This is a genomic window from Singulisphaera photorubra, assembly GCF_045290345.1.
Classification (GTDB): domain Bacteria; phylum Planctomycetota; class Planctomycetia; order Isosphaerales; family Isosphaeraceae; genus Singulisphaera.
Window position 1 is genome coordinate 9,779,392 of the sequence record NZ_CP155447.1, and the last position, 22,070, is coordinate 9,801,461.

At 61.9% G+C, this 22,070-nt stretch carries 18 protein-coding genes and 1 riboswitch; of the genes, 9 read left to right on the forward strand and 9 right to left on the reverse strand.

Annotation, left to right across the window (positions count from 1 at the left end; genetic code table 11):
- Positions 1–52 precede the first annotated feature (52 nt).
- From V5E97_RS36490 to V5E97_RS36525, 8 genes are all read right to left on the reverse strand, one after another.
- Positions 53–1,588, reverse strand: a complete 1,536-nt coding sequence (locus V5E97_RS36490) for a purine-cytosine permease family protein (RefSeq protein ID WP_406696457.1) — start codon at positions 1,586–1,588, stop codon at positions 53–55.
- Positions 1,589–1,768: 180 nt separating this feature from the next.
- Positions 1,769–3,340, reverse strand: coding sequence for an MFS transporter (locus tag V5E97_RS36495; protein WP_406696458.1), 1,572 nt, complete (start codon positions 3,338–3,340; stop codon positions 1,769–1,771).
- 548 nt (positions 3,341–3,888) lie between these two features.
- Positions 3,889–5,478 (reverse strand): hypothetical protein, encoded by a 1,590-nt coding sequence (locus V5E97_RS36500; protein WP_406696459.1) that lies wholly within the window; start codon positions 5,476–5,478, stop codon positions 3,889–3,891.
- Between the two features lie 229 nt (positions 5,479–5,707).
- Positions 5,708–6,499, reverse strand: coding sequence for a hypothetical protein (locus tag V5E97_RS36505; protein WP_406696460.1), 792 nt, complete (start codon positions 6,497–6,499; stop codon positions 5,708–5,710).
- Entirely contained in the window at positions 6,396–7,085 is a 690-nt protein-coding gene (locus tag V5E97_RS36510) for a right-handed parallel beta-helix repeat-containing protein (protein ID WP_406696461.1), read from the reverse strand. The genes V5E97_RS36505 and V5E97_RS36510 overlap by 104 nt, the downstream gene beginning before the upstream one ends.
- A 486-nt stretch (positions 7,086–7,571) precedes the next feature.
- Positions 7,572–7,790, reverse strand: a complete 219-nt coding sequence (locus V5E97_RS36515) for a hypothetical protein (protein ID WP_406696462.1) — start codon at positions 7,788–7,790, stop codon at positions 7,572–7,574.
- On the reverse strand, positions 7,783–8,373 hold the full coding sequence (locus V5E97_RS36520; protein WP_406696463.1) for an ATPase: 591 nt from the start codon (positions 8,371–8,373) through the stop codon (positions 7,783–7,785). The genes V5E97_RS36515 and V5E97_RS36520 overlap by 8 nt, the downstream gene beginning before the upstream one ends.
- 429 nt (positions 8,374–8,802) lie before the next feature.
- Positions 8,803–9,948 carry an acyl-CoA dehydrogenase family protein gene (locus V5E97_RS36525; protein ID WP_406696464.1) on the reverse strand — a complete coding sequence of 382 codons (1,146 nt, stop codon included), beginning with the start codon at positions 9,946–9,948 and terminating at the stop codon, positions 8,803–8,805.
- A gap of 182 nt (positions 9,949–10,130) precedes the next feature.
- Positions 10,131–10,314, forward strand: a riboswitch (cobalamin riboswitch).
- A 136-nt stretch (positions 10,315–10,450) separates the two neighbouring features.
- Between V5E97_RS36525 and cobN the strand changes: the two genes are divergently transcribed.
- The 7 genes from cobN to V5E97_RS36560 all read left to right on the forward strand — a co-directional run bounded on the left by cobN (position 10,451) and on the right by V5E97_RS36560 (position 18,866).
- Positions 10,451–14,281, forward strand: coding sequence for a cobaltochelatase subunit CobN (cobN, locus tag V5E97_RS36530; RefSeq protein ID WP_406696465.1), 3,831 nt, complete (start codon positions 10,451–10,453; stop codon positions 14,279–14,281).
- Positions 14,282–14,318: 37 nt separating this feature from the next.
- Positions 14,319–14,531, forward strand: a complete 213-nt coding sequence (locus V5E97_RS36535; RefSeq protein WP_406696466.1) for a hypothetical protein — start codon at positions 14,319–14,321, stop codon at positions 14,529–14,531.
- A 170-nt stretch (positions 14,532–14,701) separates the two neighbouring features.
- A complete protein-coding gene (locus V5E97_RS36540) occupies positions 14,702–15,097 on the forward strand; it encodes a hypothetical protein (protein WP_406696467.1) in 396 nt (131 codons plus the stop codon).
- 27 nt (positions 15,098–15,124) lie between these two features.
- Positions 15,125–15,820, forward strand: coding sequence for a VIT1/CCC1 transporter family protein (locus V5E97_RS36545; protein ID WP_406696468.1), 696 nt, complete (start codon positions 15,125–15,127; stop codon positions 15,818–15,820).
- An 8-nt stretch (positions 15,821–15,828) separates the two neighbouring features.
- Positions 15,829–17,841 (forward strand): VWA domain-containing protein, encoded by a 2,013-nt coding sequence (locus tag V5E97_RS36550; protein WP_406696469.1) that lies wholly within the window; start codon positions 15,829–15,831, stop codon positions 17,839–17,841.
- An 81-nt stretch (positions 17,842–17,922) separates the two neighbouring features.
- On the forward strand, positions 17,923–18,489 hold the full coding sequence (gene cobO, locus V5E97_RS36555; protein ID WP_406696470.1) for a cob(I)yrinic acid a,c-diamide adenosyltransferase: 567 nt from the start codon (positions 17,923–17,925) through the stop codon (positions 18,487–18,489).
- Positions 18,486–18,866 carry a (2Fe-2S) ferredoxin domain-containing protein gene (locus V5E97_RS36560; RefSeq protein ID WP_406696471.1) on the forward strand — a complete coding sequence of 127 codons (381 nt, stop codon included), beginning with the start codon at positions 18,486–18,488 and terminating at the stop codon, positions 18,864–18,866. Before cobO ends, V5E97_RS36560 begins: the two co-directional genes overlap by 4 nt.
- A gap of 146 nt (positions 18,867–19,012) precedes the next feature.
- Here V5E97_RS36560 and V5E97_RS36565 read toward each other — a convergent pair whose 3' ends face one another.
- Entirely contained in the window at positions 19,013–19,747 is a 735-nt protein-coding gene (locus V5E97_RS36565; RefSeq protein ID WP_406696472.1) for a polysaccharide biosynthesis/export family protein, read from the reverse strand.
- A gap of 296 nt (positions 19,748–20,043) precedes the next feature.
- Here V5E97_RS36565 and V5E97_RS36570 point away from each other — a divergent pair, with 296 nt between their 5' ends.
- Both V5E97_RS36570 and V5E97_RS36575 read left to right on the forward strand, forming a co-directional pair.
- Positions 20,044–21,630: an alkaline phosphatase family protein gene (locus V5E97_RS36570; RefSeq protein WP_406696473.1), complete on the forward strand. Its 1,587-nt coding sequence runs from the start codon at positions 20,044–20,046 to the stop codon at positions 21,628–21,630.
- A gap of 29 nt (positions 21,631–21,659) precedes the next feature.
- The gene (locus V5E97_RS36575) at positions 21,660–21,914 is read left to right on the forward strand and encodes an ornithine lipid biosynthesis acyl carrier protein (RefSeq protein WP_406696474.1); all 255 of its coding nucleotides are present in this window, start codon (positions 21,660–21,662) and stop codon (positions 21,912–21,914) included.
- The last annotated feature ends 156 nt before the right edge of the window (positions 21,915–22,070 follow it).

A 22,070-nucleotide genomic window follows, 5' to 3' on the forward strand; every position in this document is an offset into this window, starting at 1 on the left:
ATGGCGTGATCGCCCGCCCCGGACAACGTCACCCGACCGTCAGCCCTCGCTCTCACCCGGCACTTGGTGCCGGTTCCAAACTGGGGGGCACGACCGCCGGGGCAGGCTGCTCGGAGGGCATCGGGGGCTTCGGGATCGGCATTGCCTGCGTCTCCGCGCCGAAGGCAGCGAGGAGGCTGTAGACCAGGAACGCCGTCGCGAACGCGTAGACGGAGGCAGGCTGAAGCCTGGAGCCGTCACTCCAACCGCCGGCAACGGCGATCAGTGGCACCAGGCCGACTCCGAGCCCCATGAACCAGGCAACCAGCCCCGCGGGGTTCAGGCCGCGTCGTGGGCCGGGCCAGACGCCGCGGCTCCGGACGTAATCGGCCGTCATCGCTCCCACCATCGGAGCGAAAACCGCGCCGAGCAGCGTGAAGATTTCTTCCAGACGAATGGCCAATCCCGTCGCGACGAACGGCCAGGCCACCGTCGTTCCGATCAAGTTCCAGCGGAGTCGCGTAATCCGAGGCCAAACCGCCTCGAACCTACGTCCGAAGATGTCGGCGGAGAAACACGACTGGGCGAGCGAGGAAAGGGCAAAGAAGAGAAAGATCGCGCCGGCGAGTGTCTCGGGCAAACCGAGAACGAGGGCCGTCCTGAAACTGAAGTTCCCGACGCCCGGAGTGTTCTTCAAGTTGAGCGGAGCCGTGAAGCGGCCCACGGCTCCGGCCACAGTCAAGAGCGACAGGGTCGCCACGGTCCAGGAGGCGAGCGCGACGCCGATCCAACCTCCCAGCCGCACGTCGCGCGTGGACCGATTCACCGCGCCGAAATCGGCGGCCATAGCCCCAGCGATGGCAAAGAAGCCGAAGATCATCTGGATCATCATCAAGAACGCGCGCAGGCCTCCGTCGAGGACCGGGGCTGATGTGGCCGGATCGATCTCCAAAGGTCGGAAGCTGGGTAACCCCCGCAGTGACAAGATCGTGGCAAGGGCGAGCATGAGCGCCGGGAAGATCGGGAAGATCTTCATGAGTGCCGCGATAATCTTGACGAGAAAGTGCCCGGTCAGCGAGGCCGCGTAAATCCAGACGAGGGAAGTGACCAGGATTAATGGGCTTCGCAACTCGAGAACCGGGGAGAGGCCTCCCCCAAGGGAGATCTTCATCGGCTTGAGCCACTCGACGCTGACCAATCCGCAAAGACTCAGACCATGAAAGGCCCAATCAACCGCATACAGCGTGGCCATGGCCATGAGCACGATCTGGGCGAGGCCGAATAAGACGAACGTCAAGCCGACCGTCCCGGTCGTACCGAATGTGCTGGAACCGATGACGGTGAGCGGCCTCCCGGTCTTCTGTCCCCAAAGCGCCGGAACGCGATAGAGCAGGACGTAGCAGAGCAGACCGGCCACGGCCGCCCCGAGGACGGACCAACCCAGCCCCCCGATCGCGAGCGTGCGCCGACCGAGCTGGTCAAAGTAGACGGCCCACAAGAAAAAGGCGATGTAGCTAGGCGCCGAGGTTGCTTGCCACCCCTTCCGCTCGAGCGGCGGGCTATTCAAGGCCACCTGAAGCGCGGGGGAGAATGGGGCGTGTTCCGACATATTCGCGAGGACTCAAAGTAGAAAGGGTGCTCCTCGATTCGGCTCCGCTCAGATCGGATCTCGAGAGAGGGTCCCACACGCCTTAACGGAAAACGCGGCCCGAGAGACTCAGGCCGCGACACGGTTTCCAGAAAGTATCGGCGTTTCTGATGGCGGGTCAAGAGAAGCAACGTTTGTCGCTCACAGCTCGGCGGGGCCGGAAACCCCTCCCATCATCAGAAGCTCCTCTTCCTTTTCGCTAATCAGAATCTTCGGCTTGTATCCACCCTGCGACTTGAAGTAGAGGATCAAGGCCACGTAGCACACGAACATGATACAAGGGAAGATCGCCACCGTCGCCAGGGCCCGCTTTTTGGCGAGTCCCTGAATCGATTCGATCAGCCCCTGCTGGGCCTCGGGAAGGTTATCAATCTTCTTCTGGTCGAGCGGTTGATACTTGCCGAAAACGCTCGTCTTCGGCGCATCGACCACCGCGGCGTAGACTTGCGGGTCTTGAACCTTGAGCTCGCGACCGGCTTCCTTGTCCTGGATGTTGCCCAGCAGAGCCGCGCCAATGACGCCGACGGCGAGCATGCCCACGCCGCCCGTCGTGTTGAGCGTCAACGCCCCCCCCTTGGGGAACTGCTCGGCCACAACACCCAACATCGTCGGCCAGAAGAACGTCTTCCCGAATCCGTATAGCGTCGCCGCCGCGAGAATCGCTCCGCCCGTGGCCTTGGAAAGAAAGAGGAGTCCGCAAGCGGCCACCAACGCGCTGCTGGCGAGCAGGCCGAGGGGCGACAGCTTGTGAACGATCGGCCCGGCGAAGAAGCGGAGAATCAGCATGATTGCCGAGGTGTAGATCAAGACCCACCCGCCGTTGAGCCCGAGCCGTTCCATCTCGGGACCCATGAGATCGCCGATCCAGCTATCCGTGCCCAACTCGGTGGTCGCCAACGGAACCATGATCAGCAAGAGGAAGATGAACAACGGCTGGCCGAGCGTTCGGACGTAGGCACCGTAGGCGGCCACAAGTACCGCCGCGATCGTGATTTGCACCCCGGTCGCCAACTCAAACGTGTTTCCGAGCTCGCGAACAATCAGTCCGACGACGATCGCCGCCCCCAAGATGCCCACCTGCTGCAGCATCGGCTTGTAGGAGACGCCGGCCGCCACCCGCTCGTTCACCGGGAATTTGCGGCCGATCATCAGAATCCCGTAGGCGATCACCGGGAAGAACAAGAGGGCAACCTTGTACTTCCAGTGGGTGGACCCCATCGCCATCGCAAGAATTCCACCGAGCACCAATCCGCCGGGCCAACCCGCATGAAGCATGTTGAGCCACTTCGTCTTCTCGCGGGCAAACAGAGTCGCGACGACCGGATTGATCACCGCCTCAACCGTGCCGTTGCCAAGGGCGACGACGAAAGTGGCCCAGTAGAGGCTCTTGTAGCCGGTCGCCGTGATCGTCAAGTAGGCCGACAACAAGTGACAGACGAAGGCGAAGACCATCGCCTTTCCATAACCGATCTTGTCGATGATCAAGCTGAAGAGCACGATGCTAATCGAGAACGGCCAGAGCCCGACCCCGAAGATCTGCCCCTGCTCCGTCTTGCTCAGGCTGAACTCCCGGCCCCAGTCGGCAATGATCTGGGTGCGAACGACAAAGCCGAACGCCGTGGCGATCAGCGCGATAAAACAGGCCCAGAAGAGCAGCTTCTCGTCTCGTCCTGCCTTGTCCGTCGATGGGACGTCGCTAATAAAATCGTCCATCGGAGCCGGTCCCTCTCATCCCAAAAGCGTGGTGGTCAAAGTCGCCATCAACAAATCAATTCACGGCACAAGCCCCATACTTGTCGCGCGCAGGCCAAAGATTCGGCCCATCAAGTCCAGATCCACCGTGGGCAACGTCCCTGGCGGAGAAAACCTGATCACCTGAAACCTAAGCGTTGACACTCGTCCGATTCAAGGAATGGGTGCGGTCGTCCTGTCATACCCGAGCGGTCGACGTATCGCAATGCCCAAGCACGGTATGCGTTAGCCCGAGCAGGCCCATCGACCATCGCCCGGATTCTTGGTCACGTCGAGGGACAACACGAAAGTCGGCAGTCGCCGCGCGACGATAAAGGGAGTTCCACGTCGCGAACCGCCTGTCCGCCTCAAGACGCTGCGCGAAAACGAGTGAACGAACTGACTTCCTCGATTCTCCTGCCCTCGGTTTCCAAGGCCGTTTGACGTTTCTCGCAAAAGCTAGCCAAAAATCAAATCAGTTTTGTGGCTGAGTCTCAATCCCGGACTGCATCTACGAAATTATGCTCTTCTCAGAAGAAGGATCGAGGCGAGCGACCACGTCGTATCCTTGAGGGAGTGCTGTCCGGAGGCAGTTGTCGGAGCTCTGGCACGAGTTGTTCGGACTTTGGGCCGTAACTCCGAAGAGCCTGGGCGAGTACGGATTTTTGCCCCTGGGGTGCTGTTCTCCATGCGTTTGCAAGGCTTGCGAGAATACGATCCTCGTCCGGCGTTCCTCGACCGATCTCGGCGAGAGACAGGGCGATGGTCCCCCGAAAATCTGGAGAGGGATTCGGGGCCCCCTCGAACGTCGCGATGAGCAGTGGCACGGCGGTCGTAGCGTCACGGCCCAGAATTCCCAGCGACCAGGCAGCCGCTTGTTGTCTCATCGCGTTCGGACGCTTCAATACCTCACAGAGGATTTCGACAGTACCTGGCAGCGGATCTCCGTCCGGCGAAAGCTGGACGAGCGCCTCCGACGTCTGTTCCACAATATCAACGGCAACGCCCTGCGAGGCATTCAATTGACTCTGACCGACGAGTGATGTCACTTCGTCAATGACTCGGCCTTTCTCCGCGAGGCTCAGTGCGTGCGGGGGCCACAGAATCTGCAGTTCTTTCTTCAGAACGGAGATGGCACCGGCCTGATCGGCAAAATTCGTTTCGTCCGTGTCTGTGACACATCGACCGCCGGGACCGAAGATTCGGAAGTGAAGTTCGCCCTGATTTCCAGTGCCGAGCACGACCAGATCGACTCCCGAACTGGGAACGTCGGAGCCGTCGCCCCACTTCATCAGTCGCAGATCCAATCTGGGGTGGGGAGTTTCTAGCTCCTTGCGAAGTAACGCCATGACGGCGGGTCTTGCCGGTCCGGCCTCGAGCCCCATGTGGTTAATCACCGTCGCGGCAGTGACACACACAAGCGTGTTTTCACTCGACAATCCTTCGATCAAAAGCGGTAGCACCGTCGGTCGAAAGCGAATGTTCCAGAGAATCCCCGTGAATTCTGAGTGAGCGATTGGGCCTTCGGTAGGCAGACGTCTCAACGCAACGGGGAGGAACGACTCGGGCCCCCGGCCATACCCGATCAGGGATCTTGCCGCGGCGGCTCGAACCTGTTCATCTTCGTCGTCAAGGCATGTGATGAGACGAGGATGGGGAACATCCAGCTTCCCGATTCCGGCCACAAATCCCAGAGATTTCGCCGCGCTGGCGCGAAGACTCGGTGAAGACTCGTTGAGTAGGACCACAAGCGCCGCTTCCGCCTCGGGACAGAGCGCCACGATCGTCGGCTCGCGTTCATCCGTTACCGGCAATTTCATACCTAGACGGAGGATGAGCCCACCGACGGCCGAAGCCGCCGCCTCACGAACCTTCGGTGATCGATCCTTCATGGCCCGAAGCAGAGAAGGGAATACCTGGGCAAACTCAACCGGTTTCGTCAACTCGATGAGAAGGCCGTTCAGGGTTGCCATTCTCTCGACTTCGTCGCCCTGATCGATCTGACTCACGATGACCCGGAGTTGCTGCTCTCGTACCGCCGCCCTCCGAATCAGGATCAGACCGACGAGCATCGCCAGGGACATGGTCAGGAGGGCGATTCCGTACAGCAGCCACCGCATCCGACATCTCGGTATTCTCATCGCCGAGTCCTCGAGTGACTTGACTGGAAACCTTGATCGATCCAGTTCCCCGGCCCACCTCTCACTCATTCACCCGCGACGAGTCCGACAAGCATCGGAAGCGCCAGCGACGGTTGCCAGTGGCTATACTACACTGTCACGGCCGAGGCCTTAACACGACAGATTCCAACCTTACCGACCTGCCCGATCCCATCACTCAAGTGCCTGGCTACTGAGGATTTTGCGACGACAAGGGATCCGATTCGAACCGTTTCAATGCGGCATCGAGTTGCCAGCCAGGATTGGCTCCCTGACCGGCATAGGCCCCGCGAAAGTGGTGGCCGACCTTGGATGTCCGATTGAAGTCCAGGTTGTAGTCGGCGTGAGCTATGAAGGGAGTCAGGTCCAAGGCACCGCCTTGACACTGTCCAACACGGGGATACAGGTTCATCACGCCGAGCTCGCGGGTGGGATTGAGCAAATAAGTGGCCGCGTCGGATCGGGATGAGATGATGTTCGCGGAGACCTGGGTGATCGAGCGGTGGAACGAGGTCGGAGTGTCAGCGAAGACGAGATTGCCGATGACCGCGTGCCCCTCGGGTGCCGGGCCGGAGACATGGATCCCACGCGCAGACGAGCAGATCGTGTTATGATAAATAGACGCGTTCTTTAGCGGCGAATCGTGATCACGAAGCGTGATCGCGGCATGGCCCGGCGCCGCGCCATCAACAAACACATTATCATGAATGGCGACTCGCCCCGACGCCTGGAGCAGTGATTCTCGCGGGTTATGGTAGAAAAAATTGCCGTAGATCTCGTACAGGTCGTCCGCGCCAGGACCGCTTGCGGGAAAGCCGCCAACCAGCATATTCGGTCGGTCCCCGTCCGGGCTCCGGGAATCGTTCTTGATGAACACATTATGACGGACAAGCGTGCTGCTGGGTGTAACCGGCATCCCCTCGACGGCGGGACGCGGCTTCTGAAACTTGATCTCCAGACAATACCCGAGCGGATTCTGCACCAGGTTGTTCTCGATCACGCCACGGACAAAGGGATCCTCCGTTTGAGTTGCCCAGGTAAAGCCCGGTGCCACAGTTGAGGATCTTGTTTCCCCGGATCGTCCAATCCCAGGCCGGCGCCTTCGTCGAAATGCCGACGGCCTGCTGCGAGGTGTTCCAATCGCTGACAATACAATCCTCAATGAGGATATGATGCACCGGATTGCCGAGCCCCCCCTGAGCGCTGATGCCGAACACCCCAGGAATGCCCGACGCTCCCTCGCCCTGGATCTTCAACCGCTTCAAAGCCACATAGCTGCACTGCCGCAACTCAACGCAATTCGCCACCTGGGTCTGCCGAATCTCCGCGACTCCTCCCGATGCCGGCCCTTCAATGGTGATCCAGTCATTCACGCGGCCATGACAATTCGTGATCGGAAGCCCGGCCGTGTAAGTGCCGGCGGCCAACTGAAGCGTGTCGCCCGCGGCCAGAGACTGGAGAGCCTTCCGGTAGTTGCCCGGATTCGCAAACTTTACCGCACCGGCGGCTGCGGTGATTCCTGTCACATTCCACCAGACGAAAACGGCAAGGACGAAGCTACGGGTCATTGGGAGGATTCCGATCATGGGTGTAAAAAGAGTTCGCACAATTCTAGCGATCTGCTTCTGTTCTCTTGACGCTTCATTGCATCCCACCGATGAACTCGCCGTCCCCGCCACGACTCCTCGGGCGTCATGCCTTCGAGAGGCTTCAGACCGGACCCAAGCAATGACCCACGCAAAGATTTGATCCCGAAAGGAAACCAGCAGCAAAGCAACCAATGCCGTCGCAATCATGAGGTGGATTGCATTGAAATCTATTTTTTTCATCATCCAATAACACCCATCACTTAACTCGATTGCTGGGTGATTACTGGCTGAAAATCATTCCTTCTGGCATTGATCAAGTGGCCTTGGACTCTCCAGCGATCCTCGTTTCTGGAGGCTACTTGAGCGAGCCCAACACCCAGTTGATCCGACAGTCATAACCATTCAGTGAATATTGGGCGTATCATAGAATTCTGGGGCCAACCTTGCGCACCGCTCCTGACTTCTTCATTTTCGCCGAGACACCACGCCCTGCTGATTGATCTTTAAGAGAACCTCCATCTCATCGCATGTGCGTTCCAGAACATGATCGTCTTCCCAGACAATCACCGATGTTCCGGTCTGACGAGCACGCTCGATGACCAGGATCGCCGCTTGTTGAAACGCGGCTTCGACCTTTTCCGTCAGCGTCATTTTTTTCATGTTGCCGTTCACAAGATCACCCATGAATATTTCGCTGAACCCGTCCGAACAGGTCAGGCTGAATCGCGGTGAGGTTCCCATCGTCCTCCCTCGCAATCAATGCCGAAGGTAGGCGGGAGGCATCAAAAATCCACCAGGTATCGAGGCAAGGGCGATAGATTCGGAATAAATTTTGCAATCCCGAAGTCCATCGTCGTCGCACATCCGGCTCCGGGACGCCATGCCCCCCGTGACGGACTCGATTGGCTACTCGCGCCACTGCCAAATCGGCACTAGGCAGCCAGAGGAATATGAGCAAGACGCGATATCCGCTCCCCCTCATCTCCTTCAACATTCTGGCATAGCCATGCCCTGCCAGCGTCGTCTCGAAACTGAAGTTCTCTCGGGCCTTCGTGAGTTCCTTGATCCGTTCCAGCAGCAATCGACCGGCCCGCACCAGTTGAGTCTCAGGCGCGAACGGAGATAATCCAGCGGCGATCAGGTCGGCATTTAAGAACTGGCGGCAATCGACGAAGCCCGGCAGAAATTCCGTGGCAAACGTTGTCTTCCCGGCCCCGTTTGGACCAGCGATGACATAGACCGTGGGTGTTTCTGGAGAGTCCGGCATGGCTCAGTGACTCTTCGTTTGTGGCAATCGTTTCTCGGCGTTCACACTTTTAGGACGCGGGTACACACACGGATTTCCGCCTGGGTCAGCCTCATTACCAATGCGCCGTTTCTCCGCACCGAAGGAGGGGTGTATCCTTGATGCAGGCTCATGCACACCAGACTTGCCCATAAGTTAAAGAAGTAAGCCACCGTGAGCCATTCTATTCCGAAGCTCCGGAGCGTGCCACGAGCCGGAGGACATGAGGAACAATCCGGAGTCAGTTCAGAAGCCTCGTTTCTTGAGGACTTTCTGAACTCAATGAGCAGAATCAGCAATGCATGCCCACGACTGTGATTACCATTGGAACGCCGAGCCGGCAGACACCGACTGTTCCCCCTCCCCTCCTTGCTCAATGGCCTTACCCTGGGAGCCGATTGGCCTCGTGAACTATCGAATCAGGTGCTGTGCGATCACGTTGCGCTGGATTTCATTGGTTCCCGAGTAGATCGTGCTGCCGATGCTGTCCCGGAGGTCTTTCTCGATCCCGGTTTCGGAGACGAACCCGGCGGCGCCGAACAACTGAACGGCGTCGAGGCTGTTTTTGACGAAGCAATCGGACACGTGAAGTTTGGCCATTGCCGCCTCGAGCGTGGCGTCCTTACCCTGGGCCTTGAGCCAGCCGATCCGGTAGACCAAGGGGCGGCAAGTTTCCAAGCGTACGGCCATGTCGACGATTTTATTGGCCACTGACTGGTTCTTGCCGATCGGCTTGCCGAACTGCTTGCGGGTTCGGACGTGGGTGATACAACGCTCGAGTTGTCGCTTCATCGTGCCCAAGGCGCTGGCGAGGATGGCGCCTCGCTCCCACTCCATGGAGCAGTTGAAGACTTCGGCGCCACGGCCCTCGCGGCCGAGCAGGCTCTCTCCGGGCAATTCGCAGTCTTCCAGGGCAAGCTCGCCCATCGGGACGGTGCGGACTCCCAGTTTCGGGATCTCGCGGACAACGCGGAAGCCGGGGGTTTCGCGGGGGATGATGAAGGCACTAATGCCCATGACTCCCCGCTCAGGGGCGGAGGTGGCATAGCAGACGAACAGGTCGGCCACCGGCCCGCTCGTGACCCAGGTCTTGCGCCCGTTGAGGATCCAGCGATCGCCCCGACGCTCGGCCCGGGTCTGCATGCTGAAGATGTCCGAGCCTGCGTCGACCTCGCTGGCTCCGTTCGCACCGACGAAGGTGCCGTCGCAGAGACCGGGCAAGAATTGCTGCTTTTGAGCCTCAGTTCCATAACGGAGGATCGGGATCGAGTTGGTCCACATCGAGGCGTTGATCGCGAAGATGAGGCCATTGTCCGCACAGCCGTAGCCGAGTCCCTCCATGGCCGCGATCGTGGCCTGCAAGTCTTGCCCTTTTCCCCCATACTCCGCGGGGATCGGCAACCCTTGAATGCCAAAGGAGGCGCAGCGTCGCCACCCTTCGCGCCAGAACTCGCGGCGTTCATCGCGGCCCAGCAGGTCGTCGACGAGGTTTTCCTTGGCGAATGCGATGGCCCGATCCTGCCAGTCCTGCTGCTCTGCGCTGAGTGAAAAATTCATCCTCTCGCCTCCCTGCTGGTCACGAATCGACTGGAGTTCCTGCCCGCACTTTACCTCCATGCATTCCAGAGGTAAACCCGCCCTGGGCTCTGAGCGGGCCGGAGACTGCCCATTGACTTGGGAGGGGATGCCTCGCATGATGTGTCTGTTATCTTCGCGGGCGAGCAATCGTCGCGAGGACAACTAAGTTCACTGTCCCGGTCTAAGGGAAGCCGGTGCGAATCCGGCGCGGCCCCGCCGCTGTAATTGGGAACGCTGCGTTCCGCTGCAAAGCGAAGCCACTGCCCGCGCGATCAGAGCGGGTGGGAAGGCAGAACGCAACGATGGCCCATGAGCCAGAAGACCTGACCGGGATCTATCAGACCTCTGACGCCTTCGAGGGTGAGGCAGTCGAGGGATTCCGCGGACATTCCCGGTTTCTGCGCGCCTCCCTGGCTTGCGCAATGGAACCAGGAACGACTGTCCCGTCCTTCGGCATCACGCACTCGATGCGTCTTCTGCGGTGGTGGCTCGATCAAAGGCCCCCGACGCGCCGAAGGTGGGTGATCCGTTGTTCGTCTTCCTCACGACCGCCGATACCGAGATCCAGGCCCTGGCCGCCGCGGTCCGCCGCCTGCCCGATGACTTCTCGGCCGTTCGCGCCCGGAACCCCAACGAACTCCAAGCCGCCGAGGCCCTCGATCGGTTCATCGCCGACGACCTGCCCGCCGCCCGAGCGGTGGTCGTCCGAGTCCTGGGCGGACGCCCTTATTTCGCCGACGGCTTTGAACGGTTGTCTCGCGAGTGCAAGACGCGCGGGATCCCGTTCATCGCAATGCCGGGCGAAGCGGGGCTCGACCCCGAACTCACAGCGCTCTGCCACGCTCCCCTGCCCCTGGTCACGCAGGTGCTTGAGTACTTCACCCAGGGGGGACTGCAAAACCTCGTCAACCTCCTGAAGTGCCTGAGTGATAACGTCCTGCTGACCGGACTCGGGTACGAGCCCCCCTCCCCGCTGCCACGCGATGGTCTCTACCTCCCTGACGCTCCCGATGGCCTGAGCCTCGATGCCTGGCGGGAACGGATTCACCGGCCCGATTGGCCGACCGTCGGCATCCTCTTCTATCGCGCGCACTGGATGGCCCAGAACCTTGCGCCGATCGACGCCCTCGTCCACAAGGTTGAGGAACTCGGCGGTAACCCGCTGCCGATCTTCTGCTACAGCCTGAAGGACGATCCCGACCAGGACGGGGGCGTCCCGAGCGTCTTCCGCGAATACCTGATCGACGCGCAGGGCCAGACGCAGGTCGACGTCCTGATCAGTACACTCAGCTTCACCGTGGCCAACCTCAGCGATGGAACCCACACCGAGGCCACGGGCGCGGTTGTCGACCTCCTCGAACGGCTCGACGTCCCGGTGCTCCAAGCCGTGCTCTGCTCGTCCAGCTCGGCCGATTGGGAGGCGAACTCGGCCGGCATGACTCCGCGCGATATCGCGATGAACGTCGTCCTCCCCGAGTTCGATGGCCGGATCAACACCGTCGCCATCAGCTTCAAAGAGGAAGGTCAGTTCGACGAGCGGCTCGGAACTTCGATCAAAGCGTACGTACCGAAAGCCGATCGGGTCGACTACGTGGCTCGCCTGGCCCTGAACTTCGCCCGGCTCCGACGGACCGCCAATGCCGAGAAACGCGTGGCGATTCTCTTCGGCAATTATCCGACCAAGAATGCGCGGATCGGCAACGGCGTCGGCCTCGACACGCCGGCCTCGGTCATGAACCTGCTCCGGAGCTTGAAGTTCGCCGGCTATACCGTCGACAACCTCCCGGAGGATGGCGACGCGTTGATGCACCAGTTGATCGACGGCTGCACGAATGATGAGGAGTTCCTCACCGACGAGCAACTCCGCAATGCGGTCGGACACGTCAGCTTGGCCACCTACGACCGCTGGTTCCTCGAGATTCCCGAGGCCTCCCGTCGCGCGATGATCGAGCAGTGGGGCCTGCCGCTGGGCGAAGTGGGGCGAGTCGACGAGAAACTCGCGATTCCGGGCCTGATCTTCGGCAACGTCTTCGTCGGAATTCAGCCCCCTCGCGGCTTCGGCGCTGACCCGATGGCGATCTACCACAGCCCCGACCTGCCGCCGACTCACCACTATCTCGCTTATTACCGCTGGCTTCGCGACGATTTCGGTGCCCTCGCGGTGCTCCACATGGGCAAACACGGCAATCTCGAATGGCTCCCGGGCAAGGCGACGGCCTTGTCGGAAGAATGCTATCCTGAGATCATGCTCAGCACCCTACCTAACTTTTATCCCTACATCATCAATAACCCTGGCGAAGGGACTCAGGCCAAGCGTCGCGCTCACGCGGTCATCATCGACCACCTGGTTCCTCCCATGACCCAGGCAGAAACGTACGACGACCTCGCCCGGCTCGAGCAGTTGCTCGACGAGTATTACCGGATGGCGTCGCTCGATCCATCGAAATTGCCGTACATTACGCAGCAGATCTGGACGATCGTCACCAAGAACAATCTCGAGCGAGATCTCAAGGTCGACCGCTGCCCTGAAGCCGAGGAGTTCGACGCCTTCCTTCAAGAAATTGACGGATACCTCTGCGAGTTGGGCGATGCCCAGATCCGCGACGGGCTGCATATCTTCGGGCAACCTCCTCAGGGTGAGCAACGAGTTGGGTTGATCGCCGCCATGATGAGACTGGATAATGGCGAGATCCCTTCCCTCCGCAAAGCCTGGGCGCGATGGTTCGAACTCGATCCTGACTGGCTCTTCCAGGATCTAGGGACGCCGGTCGATCAGGAAATCGTTGATGCCCTGGATGAAGCGGCGTTCATCGACAAATCGAAGCGAACCGTCTGGACTCGAGGGGACGTCGTCGACCGGATCGACCACCAGATCCATTACGGCATTTCGCGATCCATCGGTCTCATCGGTCCGCCATCGGATCCTGGTGATCAACCCAATGAAATCTCCGTCTGCGGCCGGTTCGTTCGCGACGAAATCATCCCGCGTCTCGATCGGACGACGGACGAGGTGACGAACACCCTCCGCGGCCTCGCGGGCCGCTTCGTCCCGGCAGGGCCAAGTGGTGCACCGACCCGAGGCATGGCGCGGATCCTGCCGACCGGGCGGAATTTCTACAGCATCGACATCCATACGATCCCGACCGAGACCGCCTGGACGGTGGGGACGCAGGCCGCCGACCGACTGATCGAGAAATACCAAGCCGAGAATGAGGGCGAGTTCCCCAAGAGTGTCGGTATCGTCGTCTGGGGCACCAGCACGATGCGGACGCATGGTGACGACATCGCGGAAATCCTTCACTTGATGGGCTGCCGCCCGGTCTGGATTCCAGAAAGTCGGCGCTTGAGTGGAATCGAACTGGTGTCGCTGGCCGAGCTCGGCCGCCCACGGATCGACGTGACGGTGCGGATCTCCGGGTTCTTCCGCGACGCCTTTCCGAACGTCGTGGCCCTGATCGACCGCGCGGTGGAATTGGTCGCGGCGGCCGACGAGCCCGACGACCAGAACTTCCTCCGCCGCCACGTCCGCCGCGAGGAACAGGCTCTCACCGCCAAGGGAGTGACCTCCGACCAGGCCGCCCGCCAAGCACGGTATCGGGTCTTCGGCTCGAAGCCGGGGAGCTACGGAGCAGGCCTCTTGAACCTGATCGACGAGCGGAACTGGAAGAACGACGCCGACCTGGCCGAGGTCTACATCAACTGGGGCTCCTATGCTTATACAGCCAAGGAACATGGTGTCGCCGCTTCGGAGCCGTTCAAGCGGAGGTTGAGTCAGGTCACGGTCGCCGTACAGAACCAGGACAACCGCGAGCACGACATTTTCGACAGCGACGACTACTTCCAGTTCCATGGCGGAATGATCGCCGCGATCCGCGCCCTGACCGGGGAGAACCCGGCCGCCTACTTCGGTGACACCTCCAACCCCGACAACGTCCGGGTACGCGACCTGGCCGACGAAGCCCGACGCGTCTTCCGCTCCCGGGTCGTGAACCCCAAGTGGATCGCGTCGGTGATGCGCCACGGCTACAAGGGGGCGTTCGAGATGGCCGCCACCGTCGACTACCTGTTCGGCTACGAGGCAACCGCCCAGGTGATTGACGACTGGATGTTTGAAGACGTCAGCAAAGCCTATTTGCTCGATCCCAAGGTCCAGGAGTTCCTCCAAGAGAAAAACCCCTGGGCACTCCGGACGATGGCCGAGCGTTTGATCGAGGCCGTCGACCGCGGGTTCTGGGAGTCTCCGAACCCGGAGACGGTCGAGGCGCTCAAGGAACTCTACCTCCGCAACGAGAGCGTGCTGGAAAGCCGTTAACCCTGACCACAACCAAACTCAGAGAAGGATCATTCCAATGTTCATGTTGGCTCATCACGTTGGCGTCGAACTCCTCGGCCATGAGTTTTCCCCCCATGGAGTCGTGCAGCATGTCTGCGTCTTCGCCGCCCTGGGACTGATCCTGGCGACCTCGGCGTACGGCACTGCCGTCCTGGCGACCCGGCTGCCGGAGTTGCTGGCGTCCCGACGGCGTGGTTCGGAAGTCGTGATCAAGGATCGGTTTGCCTGACCGGTGGAAACCAGGCAACCCCGTTGCCATCCTGTGGTGGAGGGGGAGGCGTGGGCCAACAATCCTTGTTTGCCTGCCACCACTTTGAGGGGCGGCAGGCAGAAACCTACCGTACAATAGGGAAGGAGGCGGAGTCGCATCTTTCGATTGATCGAACCCACGGATATCCGATGATCCGAACTAAGCGTGTTCTCGCCTACGCTTGGGCATCCCCCACCACGCTCGTGGGACTGACGGCGGGCGCGCTGACGCTCGCGACAGGGGGACGAGTGCAGCGTCGGCTGGGGACCTTGGAGTTTCACGGGGGATTCTCGCGGTGGTTCGCGGAACGGAACCGGTTCGCCGCCATGACGCTCGGGCATGTCATCATCGGACGCGACCCTTGTGCGCTCGACTCGTGTCGCGCTCACGAGCAGGCCCATGTCCGACAGGTGGAGCGTTGGGGGATCGCGTTCATCCCGGCCTACTTCGCGGCGAGTGCCTGGGCCTGGTCCCGGGGCCAACATTATTATCTCGACAACTACTTCGAACGCGACGCCCGCCGTGCCTGCGGGGAGTGGTGGTGAAGACCTTTCCTCGAAGGACGAGAGCTGATGCCGCAGACGCCTCATATTGAACGCCACTTCACCTCCAGCGCGTTCGTCCGCGACGTCGTGATCGGCATGGCCGACGGCCTCACCGTGCCATTTGCGCTGGCGGCGGGCCTCTCGGGCGCGGTCCAGTTGACATCGATCATCGTCACCGCGGGCCTGGCCGAAGTGGCGGCCGGTTCGATCGCAATGGGGCTCGGGGGCTACCTCGCCGCGCGGAGCGATGCCGAACACTTTGTCTCCGAGAAGAAGCGGGAGGCGCACGAGGTGGAGACCGTGCCCGAAGTCGAGTTGGCCGAGGTTGCCGACCTTTTTCGCGATTACGGCCTTACTGACGACGCCATTGCCCCCATCCTCAAGGCATTCGAAGCCAATCCCAAGGGGTGGGTTGACTTCATGATGAGGTACGAGCTCGGCCTTGAGGAACCCGACCCCAAGCGCGCCTTGAACAGCGCAGCCACGATCGCGGGGGCGTATATCGTCGGTGGCATGATCCCACTGGCTCCCTACATGTTCTGGAAGGATCCGAGCGTGGCACTCCTTGGCTCGGTGGCCCTGACTCTGACAGCGCTCTTGGTCTTCGGCTACATCAAAGGGCGTTTCACCGGGACCAAGCCGGTGCGAAGTGCCGTTCAGACCACCCTGATCGGGGGCCTGGCCGCCTCCGCGGCGTTCCTGATCGCGAAGCTGTTCTCCTGAGACCCGGAATGACTGACGCTCTGAAAAAAAATAGCAACGCCACGGTTGGCGACATCGTCTATCCCTTTTCCGCGATCGTCGGGCAAGAGCCCATGAAGCTCGCCCTGATCCTGGCGGCGATCCACCCCGGCCTGGGAGGCGTCCTGATCCGAGGGTCGAAGGGAGCCGCCAAGAGCACCGCGGTCCGTGCCATGGCGGCCCTGCTCCCCGATATCGACGTCGTCCCCGACGATCCATTCCGGCGCGCGCCGGGGGAAGTGATCCCCGAATGGCCGCTCCCCGACAACGCGACGTTCGTCCGCCGGCCGGTCTCACTTGTGAATTTGCCCGTCGGCGCGACGGACGACCGGGTGGTCGGTAGTCTGAACTTTGAGCGAGCGTTGACCACCGGCCGACGTGCGTTCGAGCCCGGCCTGCTCGCCACGGCGCACCGGGGTCTGCTCTACATTGATGAGGTCAACCTGCTCGGCGATCACCTCGTCGACGTGCTGCTCGACGCTGCCGCCATGGGCGTCAACCATGTCGAGCGCGAGGGCATGGCGTTCCGCCACCCCGCGCGTTTCGTCCTGGTCGGCACGATGAATCCCGAGGAAGGGGACCTCCGTCCTCAACTCCTCGACCGCTTCGGGCTGGCCGTAGACGTCGAGCCGATGACCGACCCGGCGCAACGTGCCGAGGTGGTTCGCCGACGCCTCGCCTATGAGTCGAACCCAGCCAAGTTTCGCGCCCAATGGGCCGAGGCCGATCGGAGCGAGGGGGCACGGATCGCCGATGCGCAACGGATCTTACCGTCGGTCATCGTACCGGACTCGATCCTCGAGGCCCTCTGCTCACGATGTGCCCGAGAAGGGGCCGACGGGCTTCGCGCCGACCTGACGATCTACAAGGCAGCCACGGCACTGGCCGCTCACGACGGCCGGACCACCGTGACGATGGAAGACATCGACACGGTAGCCGAGCTCGCCCTCTCCCATCGGCGAACGACTCACGGCTCGCCCCCGCCCGGCTCGCCGCCCCCCCCACCTCCTTCGGGTGAGGAGCCCCCGCCGCCCGATCGCCCGGCGGTTCCCCCGCGCAACGAGTATTACGCCGGCCAGGGCCAGGGACGTCGCGACGAGCCGCGTGCCTCGGCGGCCGAATCGAAGTCAGGGGATGAGGACGAGACGGAGTCCCAGGTCATCCCCGCGGCCAATCCCTCGACCACCCCTCGGTTGACTCCGCCGCGCGACCGGAACCGCCGGGCCAAGGCGGGCCGCCGGGGGACGCTTTCCGCCCCTGATCGCCAAGGGGTTTTCGTGCGTGCGACCCTTCCGAAAGGAAGATCCCACGACCCCGCGATCGCCGCGACCCTGGGGGCCGCCGCCCCTTGGCAGGTCGCTCGCGGACGAGTCACCGGGCAGCCGCTCATCCTCCGCGCGGCCGACCTCCACGACAAGGTCCGTGCCCGCCGGACCCAGCACCTGGTCCTCTTCGTCGTCGATGCCAGCCGCTCGATGGGCGCCCGGCGACGGATGGCCCGCACCAAGGGGGCCGTACTCTCACTCTTGATCGACGCCTATCAGAAACGGGAGCGAGTTGGCCTGGTCTCCTTCGGTGGCACGTCGGCTACGCTCATTTTGCCGCCGACCCGAAGCGTCCGGGTGGCGGCTCGCCACCTGAACGAGCTTCCCGTCGGGGGTCTTACGCCGTTAGCCCATGGACTCGCGCTGGCCGAACGAACGATCGCGGCCGTTCGACGTCGTGAGCCGGGGATCTCCCCATTAATCGTCTTGCTCACCGACGGCAGAGGCAACGTCCCCCTCCAACTCGGGGGGAACCCGGCGGCGGACGCCACCGTGCTCGCTCAGCGATTCGCACGCAGCGGGGTGGCCGGACTCGTGATCGATACCGAGGAAGGACCTGTTCGGTTCGGGTTGGCGTCCCGACTCGCACGGGCCTGGGGCGCCGAGGTTCTCTCCCTCGACGCGCTCGGCGAGCGGCGATTCCCCGAAGTCGTTCGCAAAGCTCTGTTCGCGGGATAAGCGATTCGAGTGGTCGGAAACTGGCGGGCGAATCGTCCCGTTCCGGGTACCAAGGAACGATCGGGTCAAGGACAACCAAGCATGTCGGAAGAAACGAAGGAAGCGGAACAACGCCCGGACCCGAAACGGCGCAGGGGCCTGATCATCGTCAACACCGGCGATGGCAAGGGGAAGACCACCGCCGCACTCGGCCTCGCCTTTCGCGCCCTGGGCAGCGGATTCAAGGTGTTCATGCTTCAATACATCAAGGGAAAGTGGAAGACCGGCGAAAAGAAGCTGGCCGACAAACTCGCTCCCGAGATGCAGATCCTGCCGATGGGGGACGGGTTCACCTGGGACACCAAGAACCCCGAGCAAGACATCGCCACGACGGCGAAGATCTGGGAAGTCAGCAAGCAGGCGATCAGCTCCGGGGATTACGACATGGTGATCCTCGACGAGATCAACGTCGTCATGAAGCTCGGCTACCTCGACCCGACGGTGGTCGTCGAATTCCTCAAGACGAGAGACCCGCGCCTGCATGTGGTCCTGACCGGCCGAGGCGCGCCGCCGGCGATCATTGAACTCGCGGACCTCGTTTCCGAGATCGTTCCCATCAAGCACCCGTTCAAAGCGGGGATCAAGGCTCAACAAGGGATTGAATTTTGAATCACGACGAGAACTCCGTCCCCGTCCCCTTGACGACCAAGGTCAAACCCCCTGCACAGATTCTCTTCTGCAAAGGGTGCTGCTGCGGCAAAACCGAACGTGGCCTCCCAGAAGTCCCGGTCGATCGCCTGAAGGCGACCTGGAAAGCCGAGAAGCTGAACAAAGGGGTTCAATTGACGATTTCAGGCTGCCTTGGCCCGTGCGACCTGCCGAATGTCGCCGTGGTCGTCACCCCCCAAGGAACCGAGTGGTACGGCCGGCTCGACGGCGACGCCCACTACGACGCCATCATCAATTGGGCTCGCGCCTGCCTCGCCGCTGGATCGGCCCTTCCGATACCCGAATCGTTGGCCCCAAATCGTTTCGATCGATTCTAAAGCCTGCGCACCTGATCGCCGTACCGTCCGCCCGAGGGCTCATAGCAGCTTCTCTCGATCCCCTTTGGGATCATGGCTGGATCGGCCGAGCCGCCGATTCAACTCACGGCGCAACCTTCGACTGCCACGTATTCGCCCATGGACCGTCAACCCCCGCCGAGCAGGGTGCTGAGTAGGCCTGGGGGCTTCCCGCCCGGGACGACAATGCGATCGCCGGGGAAGACCTGGTAGTTGGTCAAGGTATCGCCCCGGTCCTTGATCCCGAACCAGTCGATTTTGAGGATCTGGTCGGGACCACCCGCAGGGTGCGGCCGGACGAGATAGGCCTTCTCGGGCATGCTATTGGTTCGGAGGCCCGCGGTCATGAGGGCATCGAGCACCGTGTCGTTACCCGTGCTGGGGAACCTGCCCTGGGTTGTGACGGTCCCCATCACGTAATAGAACTTGCTGGAGCTTCCGTTGACCAGGCGGACCGAGACCTGAGGCGGCCGTCTGGAATTGACCTTGGTCTGCTGCGCGGCAATGTGAAGGGCGATCTTCTCCTCCACTTGGGGGAGAGTGAGCCCCGCGACGTAGACGTCGCCCAGGAAGCCGAGGTCGATATTGCCATCCGCCTGGACGGGCACGGTGTTGAGCGTCAGGTCGGCGATAGCAGGCCGGACCGCGATATCGAGCTCGTCGGGAGGCTCGACGACGTAAACCGGCATCGACACCATCTGCAGCTCGCGAGGCTGGTTCGGGTCGACGCACCCATACTGGGGAATCCGATTCGCAGCGTGCTTGCTGCCTAGCCCCTGACAGCCTGCCACGAGGAGTAGGAGGCCCCCGAGCAAGAGTTGTCGTGTGAGTCGTTCACAGCCCGTTGGCGTCCATGCGGTCATCGGCCGGCACTCTCATTCGGGCGTTCCGTCCCAGCATATGGCCCGCTCGTCCGGAAACGGCGCGGACCCGACCCTACCGTGAGTCGGCATCATCCCTTGGGTCGGCAAGATTGGCCTGACAACTTGACCAAAACTCGGGATTGACCAAATTGGCGGGAGGGAGTAGTTTTCGGCCCACCTGGTGTTAGGCCCTTTTTTGCATGGCGGTAAACCTGTCCACCGTGCAAGAAAACAAAGGCTGGCGGCCCCCGATGGAGCGGGAGCGGCAGAACCCGGGGTTACCGAGGCAACTGTCCATGCCGGCTTCCGCGTCCCGGGTCCTGTTCCTCGGCCTTGACGGCGGGACCATGTCCGTCCTTGCCCCTGGATTCGCGCGGGGCCTGATGCCGAACCTCGCCTCCCTCTGGCGGCGATCGGCCACGGGCACGCTCCGGTCATCCGAACCCATGGTCACTCCGGTGGCCTGGACCTCGTTTGCCACCGGATGCACCCCGCCCACCCACGGAATCCACGAATTTTATCATGTCGAGCCGTCCGACCGGACGATTCGCTCGAATCATGCCGGGCGGGTTCGCGTGCCGACCCTCTGGCAAATCCTCTCCGCGGCCGGTCGAGAGGTCGTGAGCCTGAACTTGCCGATGACTTACCCCCCTCCGCGAGTCCGCGGGGTGGTGGTCGCCGGCTCGGACGCTCCCGGCCTGACCTGGGCGTTCGCCCAGTGTCCCGACTTCGCCGAGGAAATCTTCGAGCAGGTCCCCGACTACACGCACAAGATCGTCTGGAAGAAGCGCCCTCGCACGCTCGAGGACCTGCAATCGCAGGCCGAGAAGAATCGGGCGACCTTTCACGCCCAGGCTGAAGCCGCGGAGCGGGCGGACGCGCGAACCGACTGGTCGGCGATGATGGTCCACTTCCATAACCTGGATAGCTTGCAGCACCGGCTTTGGCCCTACCTCGACGTGGACGAGACCGGCGTTCGCGAAAAAGGGTGGAACGTGGAAGTCGAGAGCTGCCTCAAGGCGCTCGACGACAGCGCAGGGCGGCTCATGGAGTTGGCCTCCAAACGCGATGCCGCCGTGATCGCGGTCTCCGACCATGGCTTTGGTCCTTGCAAAGCGCTGGTGAACGTCAACGGACTCATGCGCCAGGCCGGTCTTCAGCGCGGCCTGATGTACGGCACTCGATTCAAGTACCGGGCGCAGCGACTGGGAGACCGGTTTCATCGCTGGATGACCCGACGCGCACCGGGCGGGGCGGGACGCCGATTGCCGCGTTCGATCGAAGGCCAGGTAGGCTGCGACTGGAAGCGAACGGCGGTCTACGCCCCATTCGGACAGCTCAGTGGCTGTCTCTTCGTCAACCGAGCCGTGGTCCCGCATGAGGCGGCCGCGGAACGAGTTCGTGGTGAAGTAATCGAGATCTGTCGCGAAGCCCGCGACCCCGAGACGGGTGCCGCGCTCTTTCGCGACGTGTTCGACGTGGCCGCACGGTACGGGCTCGACCCGGCCGCCGAGGGGCTACCGGAGGTCCTTGCCCTCTCTGCCGACGGCTACCAGGCCCAGGCCAAATGGGGCGTGACGCTTCGCAACGAGATCCTGAAGCCGGACCCGAACCTCCCCGCCACGCACTACATGGACGGGATCATCGCCATCGACGCCCCTGACATCAAGCCGGGGGTAGACCTTCATGCCAACCTGCACGACGTCGCGCCGACGGCGCTGACCATGCTCGGCCTGCGGGTCCCGGAAAGCATGGAAGGTCGCGTCCTCCACGAGGCGTTTGAGAACCCGCTCCATGTTCGCTACGGGGCGCGCCCCGTGATCGAACCCGACCCTCGCTTCGAGGCCCTCCTCGCAGCAGGCTTCGGCGCCGAGTGCGATTGACTTCCCCCCCCGTTGCTCAAGAGGTCCCCATGAACGATATTCAAGAGAGCATCCACCAGTTCATCCTCAGTGAATTCCTCCCTGGCGAAGACCCGAGCGAGTTGACCGAAACGACGCCCCTGATCACCGGCGGCATTCTCGATTCGATCAGCACATTGAAGCTTGTCAACTTCCTTGAGGAACGGTTCAACGTGACCATTGAAGCCCACGAGGCCGGCGTCGATAACCTCGACTCCGTGGGGCAGATTGTCCGTTTGATTCAGGAAAAGAAGAACGCGGCTTGAATTCGATCTGAGCGCCGATCATACGCAGCGCTCAATCGGCTTCTCCCGACCTGAACGCCCCTTTCCAGTCTCGAGCTGCACCGAGCCTCCTGTCGGTCCAGCAGTACGTTCTGGGTGGGGTTTCGACGGTCCGGTCTCGTCGATTCCGTTGCGAAT